The sequence below is a fragment of the Actinomyces oris genome (genome assembly GCF_001937665.1).
Taxonomy (GTDB): Bacteria; Actinomycetota; Actinomycetes; order Actinomycetales; family Actinomycetaceae; genus Actinomyces; species Actinomyces stomatis.
Genome location: NZ_MSKL01000020.1, coordinates 1 through 23,439 on the forward strand (window position 1 = coordinate 1; position 23,439 = coordinate 23,439).

Sequence of the window (23,439 nt, forward strand, 5' to 3'; positions counted from 1 at the left end):
TGGCCCGGTTGGTTGTTGTACGGCTGCTGGTAGGGCTGGGTGGCGGGTTCTGTGTAGGCCGGCTGGTAGGGCTGGTGCATCGGTTGACCCGGTTGACCGAAAAGGGCCTGGTTGGGGTCGTAGCCCTGAGCGGGAGCTGCGTAAGGAACGAACTGGCCCTGGTTCTTCTTCCTCTGATTCATGACAACCGCGGCCACGATACCGCCCACGATGACCACGGCGAGCACGCCGACAAGTACCCAGACCCACATGGGAATGGAGCCGCTCTCCCCTTCGGAGTCCTGCGTGCTGCCGGCCGATGCGCTGGAGGCCTTCCCCTTGACCTCATGGGGATCCATGTTGTCGAAAGTGACCTTGTTGCCGTTAACCTCACCGCCGTCGGCCTCGGTGACCTTGCCAGGGAAAGTGACGGACTGGGAAAGCTTCACCTGATCGGACTGTGGTGAGGAGGATGGCTCGGTCGAGTCGCCGACCTTGACGATGTACTCATCACCCGTGTGCGTGATCTGGCCATTGCTGTTCTTGATATTGTCGCTGCCCTCGATGGTGCAGGTTCGGGAGTCTCCGTTGTTCCTGAATGTGGCTGTCGCTTTGCTGCCGAGCTTGTTGCCGTTGAATGAGTCCCCGTCGCAGTCGCTCTCGGTCAGGAATCCGACGCTGGTGTTGTCGGTCACGACCACCTTCACCGTGTAGGTGTCGTCCTCTTCGACGATGATCTTGGCAGCGACCTCAAACAGGGCTGACGAGTCCGTGCCTGTCGGAAGGCCGTACGCAGGCGCGCCGCCCAGGGCGGCGGATACGGTCAGGACGAAGAAGGCCACTAGCGCAGAGCGCAGTGCGGAGAAACGGCGGACGGCGACATCAGGCATGTACCCCACCGTATCGTCTCTTCGTCCGGTTGGTAGGGGAACGATGGCGGGGACCTCTCCACCCGGCTCCGGTACGCTAGAGGACGGCGTGTCCACCGGCACGCCGTCACTGAAGCCAGGGAGCAGCCATGCCAGCCGTTGTCGTCGTCGGGACCCAGTGGGGGGACGAGGGAAAGGGCAAGGCGACTGACCAGCTCGGTCAGGACGTCGACTACGTCGTTAAGTTCAACGGCGGCAACAACGCCGGACACACCGTCGTCATCGACGGCGAGAAGTTCGCCTTCCACCTCCTGCCGGCCGGCGTGCTCACTCCCGGGGTCACCCCCATCATCGGTAATGGCGTTGTCGTCGACCTGGAGGTCCTCTTCAACGAGATCGCTGAGATCACCTCCCGTGGCAAGGACGCCTCCAGCCTCCTCATCAGCGCCAACGCCCACATCATCCCCTCCTACAACCGGGTTCTGGACCGCACCACCGAGCGCTTCCTCGGCTCGCGGCAGCTGGGCACCACGGGCCGAGGGATCGGCCCCACCTACGCGGACAAGATGAACCGCGTGGGCATCCGCGTCCAAGACCTCTTCGACGAGTCGATCCTGCGTCAGAAGGTCCACTCCGCCCTGGACCAGAAGAACAGCCTCTTCCTCAAGGTCTTCAACCGGGCCGCCATCGATGCCGACGCAGTCGCCGACGAGCTGCTCTCCTACGCCGATCGGGTCCGCCCCATGGTCGTCGACTGTTCGCTGCTGCTCAACAACGCCCTCGATGAGGGCAAGACCGTCCTGTTCGAGGCCGGCCAGGCCACGATGCTCGACATCGACCACGGCACCTACCCCTTCGTCACCTCCTCGAATCCCACTGCCGGCGGCGCCTGCACCGGTACCGGCGTGGGCCCCACCCGGATCGACTCGGTCGTCGGCGTCGTCAAGGCCTACACGACTCGTGTGGGGGAGGGGCCCTTCCCCACCGAGCTGCTTGATGACATGGGTGAGCGCCTTCGCACCGAGGGCGGCGAGTTCGGGGTCACCACCGGCAGGCCGCGCCGCTGCGGCTGGCACGACGCCGTCGTCACCCGGTACGCGGCACGTGTCAACGGGCTCACCGACCTGGTGATGACCAAGCTCGACGTCCTCACCGGGCACGAGACCATTCCGGTGTGCATCGCCTATGACATCGACGGCGCCATCACCCAGGAGATGCCGCTGACCCAGTCCGACTTCCACCACGCAGTCCCCGTCTACGAGGAGCTGCCCGGATGGAGCGAGGACATCAGTGAGATCCGCAACTTCGCCGACCTGCCTCAGGCGGCCCAGGACTACGTGCTGCGCATCGAGGAGCTGGCCCGCTGCCGCATCTCCGCGATCGGTGTCGGGCCGGGGCGTGAAGCCACGATCTCACGTCACCCGCTCATCGGCTGATGGCTTCGAGGTGACCGCACGGCCGGCCGCGTGACCGGCCGTGCGCAGCCCGTGGCCGGTGAGGCCGTGTCCTGCATCCCGGATCTCTGCGACAGGCCCGAGGGGCCTTGTCATCGGCGTGGCCTGAGTATGTGTCGCTGAGCTCAGTAGCTGCTGTAACCATTCTGGTTCGGCGGCGGGTACAGCCCGCCGGTTCCCGACGGTACGGGATTGGGGCTCTGCTGGTACGGCTGGGGAGTGGGCGAATAACTGGGCTGCGCCTGGAAGGGCTGCGCTGGAGCCGGGCCTCCCTGCGTCGGCGCGGGATACGTGAGTGGTTGGGAGACGGAGCCGAGCGCACCTGCTTGGAGAGGCTGCTGCTCCAGCGCAGCCAGGTACTTCTGCTCTCGTTTCTTCTTGTTCTCGTTGCCGACGAAAGCGATGACTCCACCGACGACCGCGATGAACGCGAGCATCACGATGATGATCGTCAGTCCAGCTTTTGAGCTGGATGTGGATGTTGCCTGAGAGGAGGCCTTGGCGTTGTCCTGACCTCGGGTCTTGTGATCGTAGAAGTTGTCGAATGAGACCTTGTTCTGTCCGTCTCCCTCGACCTTTCCTCCATCGGCATCCGTCACCTTTCCTGGGAAGATGACTGTGAGGGCCACCGTCTTCTCCTTGTCCGCCTCGGATACGGAGTCCAGGTGGGTGTCGACGACGTACTCATTCCCGTTATGACTCACGTAGTCGTTTTTGGATATAGGTGTGTTGAACATGGCCCTACAGGTCGGTGTTCCGTTCTCGTTGGAGAAGGTCATCTCGGGTTTGGAAGAAGCTTGTGAGAAGTTCTCCTCGACGCAGGACTTTTTCAGGATCTCCTCCCCGGAGGCCGGTGCAGTGGTCACGAAGGTGGTCCTCACCTCGTCATCGGACTTGATGACGATCTCAACGCCGGCCGTGCTCTTGCCCGAGTCCTCTGCAGGGGTTGCGGCACTCGCAGGGACTGTCACCACCGCCAGGAGGAGCGAGGCGGTGAGACAGAGCATGCCGACGAGACTCGTGGCTGGAGTGTGCCTCAGGAGGGGGTAGCGCATGGATGGCCTTCACGTTGCGAGGATGGGGCGAGGGGGCGCGGCGTAGGGGCCGCTGCCGCTGGGTGTGAAGTTCCTGGTTGTCGTAGGGCTTCAGCGTCAGATGGAGAAGTGGGACCTGACTGGTGGCCGGGAGGGGGTGGTACGGCCCCGGAGGCATCATGCAGCGCGGTCCAAGGTGTTCGTATCCACCAGTGCGTCAGAGATGCGGTGCCGGGGGCAGTCACCGTCATAGTCCTCACCCTCGATGGTCGGCGCTGATGGGGCCCCGCATGGGGGAAGACGATGCGAAGAACGGTGTTGTGGCCCCGGATCATCAGATCATGGGGCCACAACACCGGGAGGAGGGAATGAATCAGTAGGTGCCTTGGCCGGGCTGACCGTTGCCGTACGGAGGCTGGCCGGGCTGGGCCTGCGGGGCGCCGTAGCCGGTCTGCTGGCCGGGCTGGGCCGGGAACGCCTGGTTCGGGTCATATCCCTGGCCGGGCTGGGCCGGGAGCGCCTGGTTCGGGTCGTATCCCTGGCCGGGAGCCCCGTAGGGTGCCTGGGCCTTGTTCTTCTTGCCGCGGAGGATGAAGAAGGCGGCCAGTCCGCCGACCAGCGCGAGGGCACCGACCCCGACGAGGATCCAGACCCACATGGGGATGGCGCCGTCCTTGCCCTTCACCGTGTGAGCTGAGCCGTCGGTGAAGGTGACCTTGTTGCCTTTGACCTCACCGCCGTCGGCCTCGGTGACCTTGCCGGGGAAGGTCACCGACTGAGAGAAGGAGATGTTCTCGTTGTCACTGGAGCCAATGCCGAAGTCGGGGGTCTCGACGATGTACTCGCCGTTCTTGTGGGTCACCTCTCCCTTGCTTTCGGAGACCTTCGCGGATCCCTCCGCGGTGCAGGTGGCGGTGTCTCCCTCTTCCTTGAAGTTGACCTTCAGATCCTTAACGCTCTTGGCGCCCGGGGTCTTGAAGGCCTCTTCAGTGCACGAGTCCTCCAGCGGAATCTCTGAGCTGGTGGTCATCTCGACCTTGAGGCTGTACGTGTCATCGGAGCGGACCACGATGTCCATGGAGCCTTTGAAGCTGACGGAGCTCTCGTCGGCAGCAGGAGCAGCGTGCCCCGGGGCACCGACCAGTGCGAGGGGCGTGGACAGGGCCAGGGCGGCAAGAGCCGTCAACACGGAGAAGGGTCTAGGGATGCGGCGAGTGATGGCAGATGTCATGCCCACACAGTAGCGGTTCAGATGCCAGGTTGTAACCGGATCCTCATGGGGACCGTTCCCCGACCCGGGTGGAACGTCACCGGGGCTGCTGAGGCGGGGGCCGGAAGTCCGCGGGACTGTGCCCTTCCTGATAGGGCATCTGCGTGTACCCCGGTCCGGGCGAGTGATGTCCGCCCTCTTCCTGGGCCCCGTAGGTGCTGAAGACGCCCGCGCCTCCGGGTACCTGGGGCGGCGGGAAGGCGCCGGCACCCAGACCCGGATCAGCATAGGGGGCATAGCCGTCGCGAAGGTTGGTGACGGGATAGGGATGGGTTGACCCCTGCATCGGCTGCAGTGGGCCGGGGGGAGACTGATACGGCCCACCGATATAGACCTCCGGAGGCATGGCGTCGGTGGCCACGGCCCCCTGAAGGGCCTCGTTGTATGAGGGCGTCGGAGTCAGTCGCTGGGCTCGGCGGGCCCTCAGGAGGTACACCACGACACCGACAACGATGAGGAGAACGACGGTGCTGGCCGCCGCAATCATCCACCATTGCAGGTGGAACTTCCCGTCCCCGCCCTCGGCGTGGAGAGCCTCAGGGTTCTCCAACACGTTGTCCCAGGTGACCTTGTTACCGTCATTCCTTCCGTTGGACTTGGTCACCTCTTCGGGAAAGGTCACGGTAATCGAGACCTTCGTCCCCCCTGTGACGCTCCGGGAAGAGGGGAGGGAACTGTCGTCACCGAGCTTGCTCAATGCGTCGGGGGACAGGTCGAAGACGTACTGCCCTCCTTTGTGCTTGATCGTCCAGACGTCGGTCTGCAGCTTGTTGAGCGCAACCGACTTGGCCGTGACCTGACACGCCGGATGCCCGTTGTGGGACGTGTAGGTGTAGACCGCCTTGACGCCCTTGGGCAGAGGAGTGGACTTCTCGAGATTCTTCTCGGTACAGCTCTCCCTGCTGATGAGCGACAGCTCCGACGAGTCCCACATGGTGTAGGTCAGGTCGGCTGTCTCGTTGTCTCGGATGACGAAGTCGTAGCGAGCCCCGCAGCCGGCCAGGAGCAGTGCGAGGCCGGACAGTATCGCCACGACCACGGGTCGCCTGACAGTGCGGGAGGAATGAGTCATGCGTCGAGTCTAGAACGGTGCTGTGACGGCTCGGTGGCTACTCGGCGTCGCCCTTGCGCTGCTTCCGTGGTGCGTGACGGGTGCCGTGTCGCCGCAGGACGGCCACAGTCAGACCGCCGCCGAGCAGGATCAGCCCCGCGATCAGCCAAACACGGGAGCGGCTCCACCACGACACGCCTCGGGAGTCCTGGGCGTAGCCCGAGGCGCTCACGCCTTTGGCCACCGTGTCCGGATCGTCCCAGGTGACTGTGGTGCCCGAGACCTTGCCCCCACCGGACTGTGTCACTGCGCCAGGAAAAGTGACTGAGACCTTGGTGTCGACGACGCCCCTGAAGGAGGTGCTGCTCGGCTGGGGCCCGCCCGGGCCGCCCGACGGCGCGGCTGAGGCCTCCGGTGCGCCTCCTGCTGCGCCTCCGGTCCCGTTGGTGTCCTGAGAAGGATCGGACGGGAAGGGCTGGATCGTCACCTTGTAGATGTCGCCGTCGCGCACGACGATCGTGTTCGGCTCGGCCTGCGATGCCTGGGGGACCTTGACCCCGCTGATGGTGACCTGGCAGCCGAGTCCGTCGTCGCCGGTGAGCGGGGTTGCCTTGACCGTGGTGCCCTCAGGCACGCCCAGAGCGGTGGGGTCGGAGTAGGCCGAGCAGTCGGGGGCCTTGCCCTGGGGGAAGACGGTTCCGGTCGTATCGCGCATCTCCAGGGCGACGTCGTAGCTGCCCCGCGAGTTGATGGTCATGTCCATGTGGGCGGTGCAGGCGGACAGCGCCAGACAGGAGGCGGTCGCCACCACGGCCGGTCGGACAGCCCGGTGTGCCGGCGGACGGGGCCGAGTGCGCGGCGAGGAGTGCGTGGAACTGGACGCGGAGGACGGCGCGACGGACATGCGGGCACGCTACACGCTCGCACTGGACCTTCACTGAGGGCAGAACAACGCTGTTTCAAAGGCGGCAAAAGCCGCCATCCTCCCAAATGTGGCCGATCACATGCCGGTATGGCCGAGGAGAGAGCCCGAGTTGGGACCTTCGGCGATGTGACCTGGGGCGCCAGGTGGGGGAGTATTGCCCTCGACCGAGCAAACCGGCAACGGCGCGCTCACCGGATCAACATACCCAAGGAAGGGACTCGCATGACTGTGTCTGAGAAGGACGTCCGAGCTGCCGCGCCGGCTAACGCCCCAGAGGATGTCATCGAATTCGTCACGCGTATCGCCGAGCTGGCCAAGCCCGAGAACGTCTACTTCGCGGACGGTTCTCAGGAGGAGTGGGACCGCCTGACCACCGAGATGGTGGAGTCGGGCATGTTCACCCGCCTCAACCCCGACAAGCGCCCCAACTCCTTCCTCGCGCGCTCCCTGCCCAGCGACGTCGCCCGCGTGGAGTCCAGGACCTACATCTGCTCCGAGAAGGAGGAGGACGCCGGTCCGACCAACAACTGGTACGACCCGGCCGAGATGAAGAAGATCCTCAACGAGAAGTTCGACGGCGCCATGCGCGGCCGGACCCTCTACGTGATCCCCTTCTCCATGGGGCCCCTGGGCGGTCCCATCTCTCAGCTCGGCATCGAGCTGACCGACTCCCCCTACGTGGTGGTCAACATGCGGATCATGACCCGCATGGGTCAGGCCGCCATGGACCTCATCGCTGAGGGCCGCCCCTGGGTCCCGGCCGTCCACTCCGTCGGCGCCCCCCTGGCCGAGCACGAGAAGGACACCGCCTGGCCCTGCAACGACGAGAAGTACATCACCCACTTCCCGGAGACCAACGAAATCTGGTCCTTCGGCTCCGGCTACGGCGGCAACGCCCTGCTGGGTAAGAAGTGCTACGCGCTGCGCATCGCCTCGACCATGGCCCGCCGCGACGGCTGGATGGCCGAGCACATGCTCATCCTGCGTCTGACCGATGAGAAGAGCGGCAAGCAGTACCACGTCACCGCCGCCTTCCCGAGCGCCTGCGGCAAGACCAACCTCGCCATGCTTCAGCCCACCATCCCGGGCTACAAGGTTGAGACCGTCGGTGACGACATCGCCTGGATGCGTCCCGGCCCGGACGGCCGCCTGCGCGCCATCAACCCCGAGGCCGGCTTCTTCGGCGTCGCCCCCGGCACCTCCTACGACACCAACCCCATGGCCATGGACACCATGAAGGCCAACACCATCTTCACCAACGTCGCCCTGACCGACGACGGTGACGTGTGGTGGGAGGGCATCGACGCCCCGATGCCGGAGCACCTCATCGACTGGCAGGGCAACGACTTCACCCCGGCTGACGCCGCCGAGGGCAAGAAGGCCGCCCACCCCAACAGCCGCTTCACCACCCCGGCCTCGCAGTGCCCGATCATCTGCCCCGACTGGGAGGCCCCTGAGGGCGTGGCCATCGACGCCATCCTCTTCGGCGGTCGCCGCGCCACCAACGTGCCGCTGGTCGCCGAGCAGTACGAGAACGCCCACGGCGTGTTCATCGGCTCCGCCGTGGCCTCCGAGGTCACCGCCGCCGCCCTGGACGCCAAGGTTGGCTCCCTGCGTCACGACCCCATGGCCATGCTGCCCTTCTGCGGCTACCACATGGCCGACTACTGGTCGCACTGGCTGGAGATGCAGGAGAAGCTGGGCGACAACTTCCCCAAGGTCTACCAGGTCAACTGGTTCCGCAAGGACGAGAACGGCAAGTTCATCTGGCCCGGCTACGGCGACAACTCCCGTGTGCTCGACTGGATCGTGCGCCGCGCCTCCGGCGAGGTCGAGGCCGTCGACGGTGTTACCGGCCGCTACCCCAAGTTCGAGGACTTCAACCTCGAGGGTCTCGACCTGGGCGAGGAGGAGTGGGCCAAGATGTATGACATCGACCCCGAGGCCTGGGCCGCTGAGATGGACGACACCGAGGAGTACTACAAGCAGTTCGGTGACAAGCTGCCCGAGGCCATCAAGGAGCAGCTCGCCAAGTTCCGTGAGCGCATCGCCAAGGCCAAGAATGCCTGATCGCGACTAAGAGCCTTCCCTGAGAAGGACTCTGACGGGGGCTCCCACCGGTTCGCTGGTGGGAGCCCCCGTCTCTCTGTCGCACCGAGGTGGTGAGTGGTGCCCATCGTGACGGGCAGATTTGTGTGACGTAAGGGAATATAGTGGAAATAATACGGCGGGCAGGTGGGCCATCTATGGTGCTGCATCGAACCGCGGTGCGCCATGCGGAGGTGTTGAGAGTGGAACGTCGAGAAAACTTCTACGTAAGTAATGTCCGCGGCATTCTAGGCGAAGATGGTGTTGGTCGCTATACCCCAGACGGTTCCTTTGTGCGCCTCAAGAATCCCTTTAGGGGGTGGGCTACTCTCAAGTGTATTCATGAGGACGACTGCAGATTGATTCTGCGTAGGTCGAAATTCGTGAGACTGGCTGCAGTGGCAGTGACATTCATCTCAATTGCGTGGTTGATCCTTCTTAATGTGCGCCTGATCGATTCTCTTTCGCCGGGAGATGCTCACTTCCTTCTCTGTCTCACTGTAGGAGCGCTCGCGTGGGCGGTTAACACATTGCGGCGCCGAACTGTTTTCAGTGAATCGGGTATTGAGATGCAGGGACTGTTCTTCGCGGAGTTGCGCCCCTGGCCCGTAACTCGATCGAAAATAACCTTCTCCACTATCGAAATTGGTACGCACTCTCCGTATGGCCCGTTCATCTACCGAAATCGATTGATGTTGGTCAATGGGGCCCTGAACGACCTTATCAGGCTGCCGGGAAGCGTATCCTGCATGGAAGGCGAATACATGATTGAGCGGATTTGGTCATTCGCCGAGGAGAAAGGTTGGGTGGTCTCCGGTCTCGATAATCTTCAGGCAGATCCTGAAATGGTCCGGGCTCGCGGAGAGGTAGATAGGGAGGCGATCGCGAATCGAAAGGAGTTGACCTATCGTGCTCCCGCTGTGCGGAAGCTGAAGGAAATGATGTGCAACTGGAGTGTGATCATGTTCTTCATGGCTGCACTCCCCCTCGCGGGAGCGCAGGACGTACTCAGGGATGACGCTCGCGATATTTGGTGTGTAATGCTCGGAGTGGCTCTACTCATTCTTGGCGCCATTCCCGCGGTGATTCTATTGGTGGGAATAGTGTCCTGCTTTCGGAGGACGTTGGTCTGCCGAGCCGGGATTCAAGTTAAGGGACGGGTTATTCCATGGCCGGAGTCCCGCTCTGACTTGTATGTCGCAGGCGATCGAGTCTTCTTAGCGGGGCGCGATGCTTCCCCCGTCCCCCTGCCTGCGACGGGTCTGAGGGCCGGTGGCTTTAAAAAACGGCAGGAGAGGGCGATAGCTCAGTGTGAATCCATATGGCTCTGGGGGGGGGTGACTCATGGTGTCGCGGAAGAGCATGACCGATATATCCGTCTTCGGGACGAAGATATGCAACGAGACCGAGAAGTGTTTGAGGTGCGTGCAGGATTGAGGTCATCGGCCACATTCGATGATTGATTGCATTTCCTGGGGAAGGGTGACGTGTGATGATGTCTTTTACGAGCCGTTCTGGTGGCTCCGGGAACGCCTCTGGAGGTTCCAGGAGCAGGCGTCTAGTTAGGAGCAATTCACTGCGAGGATGGACGACTGAGACCTCGGATGGACGCCTGATCCTGAGGCGGTCGGTGCCCGTTCGGTACGCCGCGATGGCGGCGGCTGTTGTGGGAGTCTCCTGGATGGCGTTAACGGGGGCGCAGGTGCTGGGATCGCTGGTGAACGGCTTCGATCGCTCCGATGACATGATTATTCTTGTGATGCTCGGTATTCCGACGTTCTGGGGGGTGAATGTTACGCGACGTAGAACTGTTCTGAGTGAGTCCGGTGTTGAGATGCGGCGTCTTCTGTTCACTGAGCGACGTCCTTGGACGTCAGTGCTCTCAAGGTTCACACTTTCGACGCTTGATATGACTGCGCCTGGATACGAAGGAGGAATTGATCGAACTCGGATCGTACTCGTGAATGGTGATCGTGATGATCTCATCAGGCTTCCAGGTTGTGTTCTTGGCATGACGCTGGATGATTCCAGCAACAGGGGCTCTGCTGCTCTCCAGGCCATGTTGAATTATGTCCGCCGACACGGTTGGATCGTCTCTGACGCTGAGTCGGTTCACGAGGATCCTCGGCTGGTGGAGGCTCGTCAGAACCATGGGGCCGACAAGATGACGCGAAAGAGTCGTCTTATGTTCTGCACCCCGGTCTGGCGCAGAATCAAGGAACACCTGTGCAACGGCGGGCTCTTTCTCATCGGCATGGGGGTGCTGTTCATGGTGATGGGCGGTCAGCAGCTGTTCTTCGAGACAAAGCCGCTCAGCGGGTCTGATGTCGCCTTCGCGGTGCTCTTCCTTCTGCTCGGACCGGTCACCGTGGCGTATCCGCTCTACAAGATCTACGAGTGCTTCCAGCGAGTCGTCGTGGACGAACAGGGGATTCGCGTCGGGAGACGCTCGTGCGTCTGGCCGGAGTCCCGCTCCGGACTGTTCGTCGCCGGGGACCGGATCTTCGTCGTCTACGCCAACGGGAGGCACCTGGCCCTGGATGGTGCCGGTGTCACATGGGGGAGCTTTCAACGCAGGCAGGAGCAGCTGGTCGCCAGGTGCGAGGCGATATGGCTCTGGGGGATCGCCCATGGTGCGACCCGGGAGACCGGTCGTTATGTTCCCCTTGGGGATGCGGGCATGCAGGAGGAGCGCGAGATCCTCGAACGCGGGATCGGCTTAGTGGCTCCTCATCGAGGTCATGCCGCTTGATTCTGCGCGGCCAGGGCCCGGTGGCGCCGGATGAGAAGGATGGCCGCAATGATCCAGCAGATCGCCCCGGTGGCCAGGCCGGCGACGACGGGCACCGTGAACTTGCTGAACGTGAGGGTGGGGCCCACGAGGATCGCGTCGGTGTCATCCAGGCCCTCGCACGAGACCCGGTAATCTCCCGCCTTGTCAGCCGTGAATGTGAGAACCGAGCTGAAATCGCCGTCGTTGTTGGAGATGTTCATCCCGCCGCTGTAAGAGGTGGGGACCTCCTTGCCGTCAGGTGCAGTGACGGCGCAGCTGTTGACGATGGCGTCCTTCGGCACGTACAGGGCGCGTTCGTCATTGCTGCTCAGGGTGACCTGCTCTCCGTTGGTGACGACGTCTCCACTGGTGGCGATGCTGGCGGCGACGATGGCGGAACCGATGCCCCCGATGAACAGTCCCATCAGTGGGCCGAGGATGAACAGGATGATCGCCACGACCAGCTTTCCGACGTGAGTCGGGCGGGGGCGCTGCTGTCCGTAAGGAGGTACGGCCTGATACGGGGGCTGGTACGGCGGCTGGAACGGGGGTTGGTTCTGAGGAGTCGACATCGGTTCGTTTTCTGGGTGTGCTTCAACTGCCGTTGTAGCGTAGCAAGACAGGTCGTCTGCGAAGCGGCCTGTCACAGGGCATCAGCTGGCGGTTCCTTCAGCAAAGGAGACTCCACCTTCTTCGCCATGGGCGGGCCGTGCACACGGTCCGCTTCCCAGGAGGCGAGTCGGCGTTTCGGAGGTCACCGCTGTGTAACGTGTTGCCATGTGCCAGTACCCGCCTGACGGACTCATGTCGCCGGGATCGGCCCGCCCGGTCCCAGTCGTCGACGGTGCGCAGACGGGTCGGCTGCTCGACGAGAACGCCGCCGACCTGGCGCTGCGAGCCACTCACTACCTGCGCACCCGTTTCCGTGATCGTGTCACCATGGGGGATCTCTCTGCGCATCTCGCCTACAGCCCCTCCCACCTCACTCGGGTCTTCACATCCGTCGTCGGTACCTCGCCCATGGACTACCTGGCCGCATGGAGACTGCACGAGGCCAAGCACCTCCTCATCACCCACCGGCTGGGTGTGGCGGAGACCTGCCACGAGGTCGGCTACACCTCGGTGGGCACTTTCAGCCGCCGCTTCCTGCGCGACGTCGGGACCGCGCCCGGCGCTCTGCGCCGCATCGCCGACCGGGTCGCCGAGCGAACCCTGCCGGCCGTGAGCCTCCTGGTGCCGGCAGCGGCCAGGATCCGCATCCGCCTCGACATCTCTGAGGAGATGCGCCGCGCGCTTGGGCCGGCCCCCTATCAGTGGGTAGGTACCTTTCCCCGCCCCATCCCCAGCGGGCTGCCGACCAGTGGCACGCTGCGCCGACACATTGACGAGGTCGAGCTGCCAGTGGTCCCAGGCTCGCCCTGGATCCTTGTCACCATCTTTCCCGACGGCGCCAGCGTCCACGAGCAGCTGGCCCCCACAACCCCTCTTGTCGCGCGCCTGCGTGTCCCTGAGAGTCCCGTTGCCGGCCCCGTCACACTGCCGGTGCGCGCCGCCCTCCCCTGGGATCCAGCGGTTCTCGTGGCCCTGGCGGCGATGGTGGTCTGATGACCGCCCGAGGCCCTGTGTGGCAGGACAGCAGGATCGGAGTCGTTCGCGGCGCGCTGGCCGGGCTACCGTCGTGGAGCGTCAGGACGTCCCTCGACATGCAGCCGGACACGTAAGGAGCCACCGATGACCGACACCACCGCCAACGCCCAGCCCGCCGAACGCCTTGCCGGCTTCCCCTGCTGGATCGAGCTGTACACACCAGACATCGATGCCTCGGCCGCGTTCTACCGGGACCTTCTCGGCTGGGAGATCACCCGTGCCGAACCGGGTGAGCCACTGACTACCGAGGTGCATCACGACGGCCGGCTCATCGGCTCCTTCGAGCCCGCCGAGGACGCGCCCGGGGACTCCGGCTGGCGGGTGAGCTTCATGGTCGACGACGTCCGCGCCGCAGCCGGAGCCGCTGAGAGGGCCGGTGGGGGTGTCGTTGTGGAACCCACTGACGTCACGGAGACCATGGCCTACGCCCTCGCCTCCGACCCTGACGGCAACGTCGTCGGACTCCTGGAGGACGAGGACTGCGAGGGGCCCTACCCCTACCAGGCCGGGATGCCGGTGTGGTTCGACGTCCTGGCCAGTGACCTGGAGCCGGCCGAGCGCTTCTACCGGGAGGTCGCCGGGTGGTCCACCCGCCGGCTGACCATCGCCGACCAGGAGCAGGACTTCTACACGAGCGTCGTCGGGGGCAGATCCGTGAGCGGCGTCGGTAGGGCCGGCTACTTCGGTGAGGAGGTCCCCTCGCGCTGGCGCATCTACTTCGGGGTTGAGGACGCCGACGCCGCAGCCCGGCGCGTGCGTGAGCTCGGAGGAACTGTCATCGTCGAGCCCATCGACTTCACGTTCGGGCGCATGGTGGAGGTCGCGGACCCGCACGGTGCGCGCTTCCTGCTCACCACCTTCTGATCCTCGTGCAATAGCCGGGCGGGGCCACTGGTGGCCCCGCCCGACTGCGTCCGGAGAGCGAGGGCGCTGGGGATGCTGTGAAAGAGCAGAAGGAAGCACCCTCATGGCCGGACACGGCCCAGGTTACCCCGCCTCTCGTCCCTCGACGCTCCCGCCCGCGTTGAAGAATTCCTCCGCCGCGGCCTCCTCGGGGCCCAGCAGCGCCAGGATCCGTTCGGTCTGCCACGGCAGGATCCCACCCTCGCCGAAAACCAGCTGGGCTGCATCGGCGTCCGCGACGACGACGTCGGCCAGCAGGGCGAGCAAATGCGCCAGCGGCATACGCCGGCCCTCCAACAGGTCGAGCAGGTGTGCCAGGACTCGGTTGCTGCTGTGATCCAGGTTCGCCACCTGGTGCTCGCCCACCCCCACGGGCAGGTCCCACCAGATGAGCCGACGCTCAGCGAGATCGATGACGAACGGGGTCGCGTTGAATCCGGGTGAGGTCAGGTCGAGGCGCTGCATGACGGTGGATGCCTCGAAGACCTCACCGCGCTGCGGGTCCGCGCCGCGGGCCATCGCCCCCGCCCAGCACTCGGGCACTTCGCTCAGAGGGTGGTGGGAGAAGGAGTGGACCGTCATGACGACGTAGCGCCAGCCCTGCCTCAGTGCCTCGGCGAGGGTGACGTCGATGAACTCGGCTGCTCCATTGGGTGCGGAGGTGAGGTCGCCGGAGTGCACGGCCACCGTCGAGCGCAGGTTGTAGTAGGCGATCTGCTCGGTGCGCGTGAAGTCCTCGGAGACGAAGAAGGCCGACAGGTCCAGGTCCACGCGCGTCCCCCGGCTGTTCACGGTGACAGGAGGATCAGAGGGCTCCGTGACCTCCGGCAGGTCGCGCCAGTGCAGGAAGAAGCGGATCGTCTCACCCGCAGGCAGGGGCAGCCGGGTGCCGCGCCCCGCCGTGCGCAGGCCCGGCGAGGCCGAGCGCTGCCCCAACGGCACCGTGTAGCCCTCGTAAAGCCCATGGTCGACGGCGATACGTCCCAGGTGCCCCCGCTGGCGCAGGGCCTCCTCAACGGCGCGAACCACCGCCGCGTCGGCGGGGCCGGGGCGACGGGTGGACGGGATGAGCGTCGTCTTGGCGCCCGTGGCCGCCTTGATGGCGACGACCCGCCAGGGCAGGACCTCCGGCCCGGGGGAGGAGAAGTACTCCCACAGGCGCACCAGGACGGGCAGGGAGACCTCGGGCGCGACCCGGGCGAACCCGGCGACCACGCGCTCGCGGGCGGCGTCATCCCCGCACAGCCGCAGCAGGTGGTTGAGTCGACGCGCGAAGACCCCGGGGCGGGTGGTCAGCAGGCGGAGGGCTCCCTCGACGTCGCGACGCGCAAGCGCCTCCTCCAGGTGGGAGGTGAAACCCGCTTCGGTGTCCCCGGAGGCGACCTGGCGCAGGAGCGCGGTGGCGCGTGGGAAGCGACGCGCGTAGTCGCCGGCCCGCAGGTGACGGACCAACCGCTTCCACCGCTCTGAGCGTCGAGCCATCTCCTCGGCGGAGTCCCGGCCGTCCTGGGTCTGCCCGACGGCGTCGAGCAGACCCAGCAGCCGGCGCCGCTGCGCACGGGAGAAGGAGGGGAACCGGCACGGCTCGGCCAGGGAGATGTCGCCGCCCGCCAGAGCGACCGCCAGGCGCAGCACATCGGTGACGGCGCGGTAGGAGCCGGAGAAGTCCAGTCCGGGGAAGGCGACGGTGAGGACCGCAAGGTTCTCCTTGACCGCCACCTGCGGCGCCACCTCGGGACCGAAGCTGCGCAGGGCCATCAGGTCCGCGCGGTCCTGGGCGCTGAAGGGGATCGCCTGGGCTAGGAGGTCGGCCACGATCCGCTCCAGATCCTGCTTCGTGGCCAGGTCCAGCCCGGTGAGAGCGCCGTCGTCTCCCGGCAGGGGCTCACGGGGGCTGGGCCGGTAGTCCGGCAGGATCCGGACCCCGACGACGTCGCCCAGGTAGTGCAGCGCGGCATTGACCAGCAGCGTGGCCTCGGAGGCGGTGCGGACCTGGACGGGGAAGTCGGGGTAGAAGGGGCGGTACTCGGCGGTCGGAGAGCCGGAGGTGAGGCGGGCGGCGGCATTGACCAGTGCCCAGGCCTGTTCGGGGCGGGTGAGAGCATCCCGTGCCGAATCGGAGAGCCGGTAGCCCAGGGCGCGCAGCGTAGTCAGAGCCGTGTCGACACCTGCGTTGCTGCCCCGCTGCGGCGCGGGAGCCTCACCCTGCGGCGGCGCGGAGCGTGATGGCGTTGGTAAGTCGGGACCCGGCGGGAAATAGACGGCCCCGAGCCGGCGGATCGTCACCGCGTTGAGCTCCGCGGTGGCATCGGTACCAAGGACACCGCCGACCGCTGCCCCGGCTTTTGTGTCGACCGCCGTCGTCGCAGAGGACTGATTGACTCCCACGGGGCCTCCTGACGCCTCGCCGTCCAGGGACTCCGCGCCCCGGAACCGGCTTGAGCCTAGCGGAGGTGGGGAAGGGGGGGCTGAGCTGCCTCAGAAACGTCCGTAGGAGTTCTCCAGGAGCGTCTTGAGGGAGTCGATCTCCACCTCCACCGAGCTGAAGCCGCTTGACACCATGACGCCCTGGTCCCCGACCTGGAACAGGCGCATGAGGAACCCGTTGTTCGTGGTGCGTATTCCATAGGGGAAGCCGTAGCGCTGCTCCAGTGCCTGGGCGATGCGCCAGGCGTAGTCGGCGACGTGGCGCTTGTCGAAACAGAATCGATCCTCCGCTTCCCGCTCGGAGTGAGTGACCACCTCGATGCCCCAGGTGCCGCAGAGGTGCGACTGCCCTGCGAGCCAGCCGTCTCCGCGCAGAACGGGGCGGCCCCGCCGGGTGTCAGGGCGTCCGCCGAGCGGTCTAAGCACACTTTCGACGGCTGCTCCGCTGAGGATCTGCTCGACGACGGAGAGGATCTGGGGGACGGACAGCCCGATCCGCATCGGTATGACCTGCCAGTTCACCGGTGGCCGGTTGGGGCCGGTGGGTGCGGGTGAGGAGGCGGCCAGTCTGCGAAGGTCGTCCATCGTCATCGCGGGTCCGGGCGAGTCCTTCCCCCGATCCTCCAGAAGGAACTCGATATCGTCCTTCGCCCTCTCATCCTCGTCCCCGCTGGGGCTGGCGGCGAAGACGCCGTAGTCGCCGAAGCCCTCGGAGCCGGCGAAGCGAATGTCCATGAGAGGGCGCCCACCGGCCAGGCCGGCGACGACGTCGCGCATACTGATCTGGCCGCCCTCGCTCCCGAGGAGATCGCGGGGGATGAGGACCTCCTCCCCGGTGGACTCGACGGTGACCGTGAGACCCTCGGCTGTGCCGGTGAAGGAGACGAGCCCCAGACCCAGTTCGGATTCCCCCATGTCCCATTGGAAGGTGAAGGGACGGCGCCACTGCGGCGGCATGAGGGACACGTCGTCGGGGAGACCGCCGAGAGTCTTCGCCGTGGTCTCCTCGAACATCTCCCAGTTGACGATGTAGGCCTCGCCGGGTCCCCAGTCATCCAACGGGGACCTCCCCAGCTCCACCTTCCACAAGTACGGATAGTCCTCGGCCTCGCCCCACTTGAAATCCCGATACTCCTCGGAATCAATGGGGATTGTGGGATCGTAGGAGTCCACGCGCAAGGAGTACTTGTCATCCCAACGGTGATAGCGCGGCTCGATCTCGATGACCCGTTCCCCGAGCCTCCAGCGGAAGAAGACATTGGGCCCATACATGGACAGGGACTCGGTTCCCAGGAGATCGGCGGCCTCGAGCAGGAACCGGTGCACGTCGGCCTCGGTCAAGGTGGTTCCCATGAGTGCAGCCACGCGATTGGACATCTCCACCTCAGGGTTCACCGCACCGTTCACAGTGCTGATCGCCACGCTGCTCACACGATCTCTCCGTTCAATGTCGTCAGCCACTGTGTGCTGAATGCCTACTCCTCAGCATATTTTGTTGCGCTGACGATTTCTTGGGTTTGCTCTTCGCGGTGGGAGGCGTCATCCCGGAGAGACCGGACCGTGACTCGTCCGCCGATCGGAGATATCCTCCGGGCGTGGACGCGCGGTGCCCGCGATTCCAGGCGTGATGCGGTTTCTATCATCTAGGCTGACGCCGTGAAGATCCTGCTCCTCGGCTCCGGCGCGCGCGAGCACGCCCTGGCCCGCGCCCTCGCCCGTGACCCGCAGACCACTGAGCTCGTCGTCGCCCCCGGGAACCCCGGCACCTCGGTCATTGCCACGAACCTCAACATCGACCCCAGTGTCCCTGAGGAGGTCGTGGCCCTGGCCACGCAGATGGAGGCCGACCTCGTCGTCGTCGGTCCCGAGGCGCCCCTGGTCGCCGGCGTCGCCGACGCCGTGCGCGACGCCGGGATCCCCTGCTTCGGCCCCAGCGCCGAGGCCGCCCGCCTGGAGGGCTCGAAGGCCTTCGCCAAGGAGATCATGACCGCCGCGGACGTACCCACCGCCGAGGCCGCCGTGTGCACCACCGAGGCCGAGCTGACCGCCGCCCTGGACCGCTTCGGGGCCCCCTACGTCGTCAAGGAGGACGGCCTGGCCGCAGGCAAGGGCGTCGTCGTCACCGACGAGCTCCCCGTCGCCCTGGCCCACGGTCGCGCCTGCCTGACCCGCGGCAGCGGTCGCGTCGTCGTTGAGGACTATCTCGACGGCCCTGAGACCTCCGTGTTCTGCGTGTGCGACGGCGCCACCGTCCGCCCCCTGGCCCCCGCCCAGGACTTCAAGCGCCTCCTCAACGACGACGCCGGCCCCAACACCGGCGGCATGGGCGCCTACTCGCCCCTGTCCTGGGCTCCGGCCGACCTGGTCGAGCAGGTGGTGCGTGAGGTCGCCCAACCCGTCGTCGACGAGATGGCCCGCCGCGGCACCAGCTTCATCGGTCTGCTCTACTGCGGCCTGGCCCTGACCAGCCGCGGACTGCGCGTCGTCGAGTTCAACGTCCGCTTCGGCGACCCCGAGACCCAGGCCGTCCTGGCCCGCCTGACCTCCTCCCTGCCCGAGCTCCTCCACGCCGCCGCCACCGGCCGCCTCGCCGAGACCCCTGAGCCCACCTGGTCCGAGCAGTGCGCCGTCGACGTCGTCATCGCCGCCCCCGGCTACCCCGGAACCGTCACCACCGGCGGCACCATCACCGGGATCGAGGCCGCCGAGGAGCTCGACGACGTCCACGTGCTGCACGCCGGCACCGGCACCACCGAGCGCGGGGAGCTGGTCGCCGTCGGCGGGCGGGTCCTGTCCGTCGTCGCCCTGGGGCCAACCGTCGAGGCGGCGCGGGAACGCGCCTACGAGGCCGTCGAGCGCATCGACCTCGACGGCGCCCAGTACCGCACCGATATCGCCCAGGCGGCCAGTGTCGGCACTGCAAGCAGTGCCGACGGGGCCGAGTAGGGCCTCCTCGACGTCGCGATCACGGCTCACGGTTCGCCGTCTGCCGAACCCCGGAGGCCGCGCCGTCAGACACGGCCGAGAGGGGCGGGGCGTTTGACGCACGCACTTCTTCCGAGACCAAACGCACACCGGTGGTTTCTTTCCTGAGAGGGACCCGCGGTCCCTCGGAGGGTGGGCGGGGTGCGCGCCGCCCCCGGTGTTGACCCACGTCAGCGTTCTGTCCGGTCGGCCGGGAGGAGTCAGAGGTGAGAGTCGTTGCCTTCCCGTCGGTGGGATTTGCTCCGGTCGCAGTCCGGCCCCTCCGATGATCCGACCCGGATGAATGGGCGCGATGGTGCGGTAATCGGGCGGGCGCCCAGTGGTGACTCCCGCAGGCGACGCCGCAGCTCGGAATCGGACACAGGGTGCCCGCCGATGGCAGGATGGGGGCATGACTCAGTCCGCGAGCTCCGTCTCAGTCGGCCCCGGAGCCTCCTCCGCCGGCTCCCGGCCCCCCGCCGTCCCAGGGTGGGAGCACCGCTCCAGCGGTAAGGTTCGGGACGTCTACGCCCCCGCCTCCGACGGCCCGTGGGGCGGGCAGGACGTGCTCCTCGTGGTCGCCTCGGACCGCATCAGCGCATACGACCACATCCTGGCCACCCCGATCCCGGACAAGGGCAAGGTCCTGACCGCCCTGAGCGCCTGGTGGTTCGAGCGGCTCGCCGACGTCGTCCCGGGGCATCTCGTCTCCCTCGACGTTCCCTCCCAGGTCGCCGGACGCGCCATGATCTGCCGGCGACTGGAGATGTACCCGGTGGAGTGCGTGGCCCGCGGCTACCTCACCGGTTCCGGCCTGGCCGAGTATCGGGAGAACCGCGCCGTGTGCGGAGTGGCCCTGCCCGAGGGCCTGACCGAGGCATCCTGCCTGCCCGAGCCGATCTTCACCCCGGCCGCCAAGGCCGAGCTCGGCGAGCACGACGAGAACGTCACCTTCGAGCGCGTCATCCAGATGGTGGGGGACAGGGCCGCCACCGCCCTGCGCGACACCACGCTGGCCCTCTACTCCCGGGCCGCCGAGATCGCCGGGGACCGCGGCATCATCCTGGCCGACACCAAGTTCGAGCTCGGCACCGATGCCGGCGGCAACCTGGTCCTGGGCGATGAGGTCCTCACCCCCGACTCCTCCCGCTTCTGGCCCGCCGACGCCTGGGAGCCCGGCCGGGTCACCCCCTCATTCGACAAGCAGTACGTGCGCGACTGGCTCACCTCCCCGGCCTCCGGCTGGGACCGGGCCAGCGACCAGGAGCCCCCGTCCCTGCCCGACGACGTCGTCGAACGGACCCGAGCCCGTTACCTCGAGGCCTACGAGCGGCTGACCGGCCACCCCCTGGAGCTGTCATGACCACGACCTCACCCACGTCGGACGTTCCCGATACCGGGAGCGCCGCCCGCGCCTTCAAACCGGGGCCGGGCTTCTACGTCCTGGTCGGCCTCATCGTCCTGACGATCGTGCTGGCGCTGTCGGCCGCCGTCACCTCCGCCCTCGGGGCGGCCGGGACCTCCCGTGTCCTGGGCGGCATCGCCCTCGTCCTCGTCGGGCTGGGCATGCTCGCCTCCTTGAGGCTCTCCGCCCGCTCCCTGGTGGTCAATGCTCCCCGCCTGCGCCTGGAGCGCAACCGGGTCCGGGCGGCCCGGGCCCGGCAGGTCAGCGAGTCCTCCAAGAAGGGGGGAAGCGGTAAGGGCTCCCAGAGCAAGGGGGCCAAGGGCTCCCAGTCCTCGCAGCGGGGCTCGGGGGCCGACGGCGCACCCCTGCCCGGTACCGATCTGGCGACGCTCACCGTGCCGGGAACCAAGGTGCTCGTCCCCGAGTCGACCGGTCGGCGTGAGCTGACCACTCTCGACGTGGTTTCCGGCCCCGTCACCACCGCACTGGCCGCGACGTCATTCGGGCGTGCGGCCGACGAGCGCCTGGCCGGTACCTCCACCGGCGAGACCCTCATCCGCGTCGGCCAGCTCCTGCTCGGCGCCACCGGCTTCGTGCTCGTGGCCCTGGGGCTCGCCTCCATCCTGGGACAGGTGATCTCATGACCCCTCCTGACCGACGTCCCGACAACGAGCAGGGGCCCGTCAACTGGGGCATCATGCCCAAGAGGACCCCGCGTCCGAAGAGCGTCTCCGCCCGGCCCGGCGGCAGCGGGCTGCTTGAGGTCGTCCGCTCCGGCAACAACCCGGCCTCCACCGCCTCGGCCGCCTCCGGAGTCTCCGCGGCCTCTGCTGCCGGCTCCGCCGATGGCGCCACCGGTGCCCGTGATACGGGCGACGCAGCAGGCATGACGGAGGAAGACCTGCGCTCAGCCGCGGCCCAGGCCATCGCCTCAGGAACCGCTGACGCCGTCGACGCCGCCATCGCCATCGACCTGGCCGACGTGTCCGGCGACGACGTCAGCTGGGCCGACTCCGCCCTGTCCGCCGGGTCGCCCGCCTCCCCGGCCGCCCTGCGCGCCGTCGACGGGCCCGCCGACACCCCCGGGGGCCACGGTGAGCCCGACCCGATGGATGACCCGGTCTCCCACACCGGCAGCGCCGCCAGCGCCCCAGACATCCAGCAGCAGCGGGCCGCGGCCGCCGCCGGTGCCGACAGCCGCTCGCCACGGCCCGTCGTACGCCCCACCGCCGTCGACGGACCGGGTAGCGCGCCCCAGGCGGGAGCCACCACCACCCGCGTCTTCACCATCTCCCAGGGCAAGCCCGAGGCAGTGCCCAGCGGTGCCTCCGCGGCCTCCGCGTCGCCGCCGGCGACCGCAGCATCGGCCGCAGCAGCGGCACCTGCCGCCTCGACCCCCGGTGCCGGAGCGCCCTCCGCCCGCGCCCGCGGCTACCAGGCGCGCCCCAGCGCCGCCCCCACCGCGCCTACGGACGCGGCGGCCCAGCCCGACTCCGAGGAGGACGCCGGCATCCTGGCCGAGTCCAGTGCCTGGGAGGCCGCCACCAATGCCCTGGACGTCGAGGAGATCAAGGCCCAGGGGGGCACTGACTGGGGTGTGGGGCGCGGCCCCGCCAAGGGACGCGGCCCCCGCCGCCCCTCCTCGGGCACCGACTGGGGTGTGGGGCGCGGAAGCGCCAAGAGCTCCAGTGCCAGGACCCGTTCCCCGTGGCCCGCAGCCGTGCGTCGTCAGCGCCTGGTCGGCGTGGCCTTCGCCCTGCTGGGGCTGGTCCTGGCCACTGCCTCGGCCATGAACCTGGCCCGCAACGCCGAGGCCGGTCACCCGTGGATCCCGCCGTGGCTCGTCGCGGTCCTCGGCGGGGCCGGGCTGGTGGCCGCCGCCGGCTACCTGGCCTGGGCCGGAGGCACCCCCGTGCGCCGGGAGGCCGAGCGCTGGAAGCCCGGCGTGCTCGACGCCGCCGCCGGCCTGACCACCGGGTCCGTCAAGGTCCACGACCCCGCCCGGCTGGTGGCCCGCGCTCGCGGACCGCTTCTCCTGGGCACCGCCGAGCGCGGCGACGAGACGGCCCCCACCGTGGACTCCGGCCCCACACCGGTGATGGGTACCTCCACCGTCGACCAGTCCATCCACGCCCCCGCAGGTGTTGCCGGCGCCGTGGGCGGGTTCATGCTCGCCAGCGCCGTGGTCTGCGCCGTCGTCGCCCTCGTCCTGGGCTCCAGCTGGCTCATCGCCACTGCCGCCCTGACTCTGGGCGGAGTCGTCGCGATCCGGCTGGCCGGCGAGTGGCTCGGCCAGGTCTGAGCCGGCTCGAGCCTGTCAGGTCAATGCCCTGGGCCGCATGCGGGTAGTCTTGGGCTGCGCACTCAATCCCGCCTTATCCGAGGAGCACCCATGGGACGCATCGTCGTCGAGGTCATGCCCAAGCCCGAGATCCTTGACCCCCAGGGCAAGGCGGTCGTCGGAAGCCTTCCCCGCCTCGGGTTCGAGCAGTTCACCGGTGTGCGACAGGGCCGCCGCTTCGAGCTGACCGTGGATGGTCCCGTCACCGAGGAGCATCTGGCCGCCGCCCGCGAGGCCGCCGACACCCTCCTGTCCAACCCGATCATCGAGGACGTCGTCTCCGTCGCCGCCGACGAGGAGGCCTGAGCC

At 67.1% G+C, this 23,439-nt stretch carries 19 protein-coding genes; 11 read left to right on the plus strand and 8 right to left on the minus strand.

The window, feature by feature from the left end; translation table 11 throughout:
• The coding region (locus BKH28_RS07940; RefSeq protein ID WP_075418297.1) for an LppM family (lipo)protein at window positions 1–869 on the minus strand (869 nt) is incomplete at its 3' end.
• 128 nt (window positions 870–997) lie between these two features.
• Here BKH28_RS07940 and BKH28_RS07945 point away from each other — a divergent pair.
• A complete protein-coding gene (locus BKH28_RS07945; RefSeq protein WP_075418298.1) occupies window positions 998–2,284 on the plus strand; it encodes an adenylosuccinate synthase in 1,287 nt (428 codons plus the stop codon).
• Window positions 2,285–2,427: 143 nt separating this feature from the next.
• Here the strand turns inward: BKH28_RS07945 and BKH28_RS07950 are convergent, their stop codons facing one another.
• From BKH28_RS07950 to BKH28_RS07965, 4 genes are all read right to left on the minus strand, one after another.
• Complete coding sequence (locus tag BKH28_RS07950) at window positions 2,428–3,309, minus strand: hypothetical protein (RefSeq protein ID WP_081380097.1); 882 nt, start codon at window positions 3,307–3,309, stop codon at window positions 2,428–2,430.
• A 400-nt stretch (window positions 3,310–3,709) separates the two neighbouring features.
• A complete protein-coding gene (locus tag BKH28_RS07955) occupies window positions 3,710–4,567 on the minus strand; it encodes a hypothetical protein (protein ID WP_075418377.1) in 858 nt (285 codons plus the stop codon).
• 76 nt (window positions 4,568–4,643) lie between these two features.
• Window positions 4,644–5,678 carry an LppM family (lipo)protein gene (locus tag BKH28_RS07960; protein WP_075418300.1) on the minus strand — a complete coding sequence of 345 codons (1,035 nt, stop codon included), beginning with the start codon at window positions 5,676–5,678 and terminating at the stop codon, window positions 4,644–4,646.
• Window positions 5,679–5,715: 37 nt separating this feature from the next.
• Window positions 5,716–6,561 (minus strand): LppM family (lipo)protein, encoded by an 846-nt coding sequence (locus BKH28_RS07965; RefSeq protein ID WP_081380091.1) that lies wholly within the window; start codon window positions 6,559–6,561, stop codon window positions 5,716–5,718.
• A 243-nt stretch (window positions 6,562–6,804) separates the two neighbouring features.
• On the opposite strand from BKH28_RS07965, the gene BKH28_RS07970 reads away from it, so the two are divergent.
• The 3 genes from BKH28_RS07970 (at window position 6,805) to BKH28_RS07980 (ending at window position 11,422) form a co-directional block, all read left to right on the plus strand.
• Window positions 6,805–8,652 (plus strand): phosphoenolpyruvate carboxykinase (GTP), encoded by a 1,848-nt coding sequence (locus tag BKH28_RS07970; protein WP_075418301.1) that lies wholly within the window; start codon window positions 6,805–6,807, stop codon window positions 8,650–8,652.
• A gap of 416 nt (window positions 8,653–9,068) precedes the next feature.
• Window positions 9,069–10,133, plus strand: coding sequence for a hypothetical protein (locus tag BKH28_RS07975; protein WP_256695544.1), 1,065 nt, complete (start codon window positions 9,069–9,071; stop codon window positions 10,131–10,133).
• 167 nt (window positions 10,134–10,300) lie between these two features.
• Window positions 10,301–11,422 carry a hypothetical protein gene (locus tag BKH28_RS07980; RefSeq protein ID WP_256695545.1) on the plus strand — a complete coding sequence of 374 codons (1,122 nt, stop codon included), beginning with the start codon at window positions 10,301–10,303 and terminating at the stop codon, window positions 11,420–11,422.
• Here BKH28_RS07980 and BKH28_RS07985 read toward each other — a convergent pair.
• Window positions 11,410–11,901, minus strand: a complete 492-nt coding sequence (locus BKH28_RS07985) for a hypothetical protein (protein ID WP_256695546.1) — start codon at window positions 11,899–11,901, stop codon at window positions 11,410–11,412. The two genes, BKH28_RS07980 and BKH28_RS07985, sit on opposite strands and share 13 nt — an antisense overlap.
• Before the next feature lie 319 nt (window positions 11,902–12,220).
• Between BKH28_RS07985 and BKH28_RS07990 the strand changes: the two genes are divergently transcribed.
• Window positions 12,221–13,048 (plus strand): helix-turn-helix domain-containing protein, encoded by an 828-nt coding sequence (locus tag BKH28_RS07990; RefSeq protein WP_075418305.1) that lies wholly within the window; start codon window positions 12,221–12,223, stop codon window positions 13,046–13,048.
• A 126-nt stretch (window positions 13,049–13,174) separates the two neighbouring features.
• Entirely contained in the window at window positions 13,175–13,954 is a 780-nt protein-coding gene (locus BKH28_RS07995) for a VOC family protein (RefSeq protein WP_075418306.1), read from the plus strand.
• Between the two features lie 123 nt (window positions 13,955–14,077).
• Here BKH28_RS07995 and BKH28_RS08000 read toward each other — a convergent pair whose 3' ends face one another.
• Window positions 14,078–16,381: a TerD family protein gene (locus BKH28_RS08000; protein WP_075418307.1), complete on the minus strand. Its 2,304-nt coding sequence runs from the start codon at window positions 16,379–16,381 to the stop codon at window positions 14,078–14,080.
• A 90-nt stretch (window positions 16,382–16,471) separates the two neighbouring features.
• Window positions 16,472–17,797: a hypothetical protein gene (locus BKH28_RS08005; RefSeq protein ID WP_256695547.1), complete on the minus strand. Its 1,326-nt coding sequence runs from the start codon at window positions 17,795–17,797 to the stop codon at window positions 16,472–16,474.
• A 279-nt stretch (window positions 17,798–18,076) separates the two neighbouring features.
• Between BKH28_RS08005 and purD the strand changes: the two genes are divergently transcribed.
• From purD to purS, 5 genes are all read left to right on the plus strand, one after another.
• Complete coding sequence (gene purD / locus BKH28_RS08010) at window positions 18,077–19,366, plus strand: phosphoribosylamine--glycine ligase (protein WP_075418308.1); 1,290 nt, start codon at window positions 18,077–18,079, stop codon at window positions 19,364–19,366.
• Between the two features lie 430 nt (window positions 19,367–19,796).
• The gene (locus tag BKH28_RS08015; protein WP_075418309.1) at window positions 19,797–20,747 is read left to right on the plus strand and encodes a phosphoribosylaminoimidazolesuccinocarboxamide synthase; all 951 of its coding nucleotides are present in this window, start codon (window positions 19,797–19,799) and stop codon (window positions 20,745–20,747) included.
• On the plus strand, window positions 20,744–21,433 hold the full coding sequence (locus BKH28_RS08020) for a hypothetical protein (RefSeq protein ID WP_075418310.1): 690 nt from the start codon (window positions 20,744–20,746) through the stop codon (window positions 21,431–21,433). The genes BKH28_RS08015 and BKH28_RS08020 overlap by 4 nt, the downstream gene beginning before the upstream one ends.
• The gene (locus BKH28_RS13555; RefSeq protein ID WP_075418311.1) at window positions 21,430–23,091 is read left to right on the plus strand and encodes a hypothetical protein; all 1,662 of its coding nucleotides are present in this window, start codon (window positions 21,430–21,432) and stop codon (window positions 23,089–23,091) included. Before BKH28_RS08020 ends, BKH28_RS13555 begins: the two co-directional genes overlap by 4 nt.
• Window positions 23,092–23,181: 90 nt before the next feature.
• Entirely contained in the window at window positions 23,182–23,436 is a 255-nt protein-coding gene (purS, locus tag BKH28_RS08030) for a phosphoribosylformylglycinamidine synthase subunit PurS (RefSeq protein WP_003787688.1), read from the plus strand.
• Window positions 23,437–23,439: the final 3 nt, after the last annotated feature.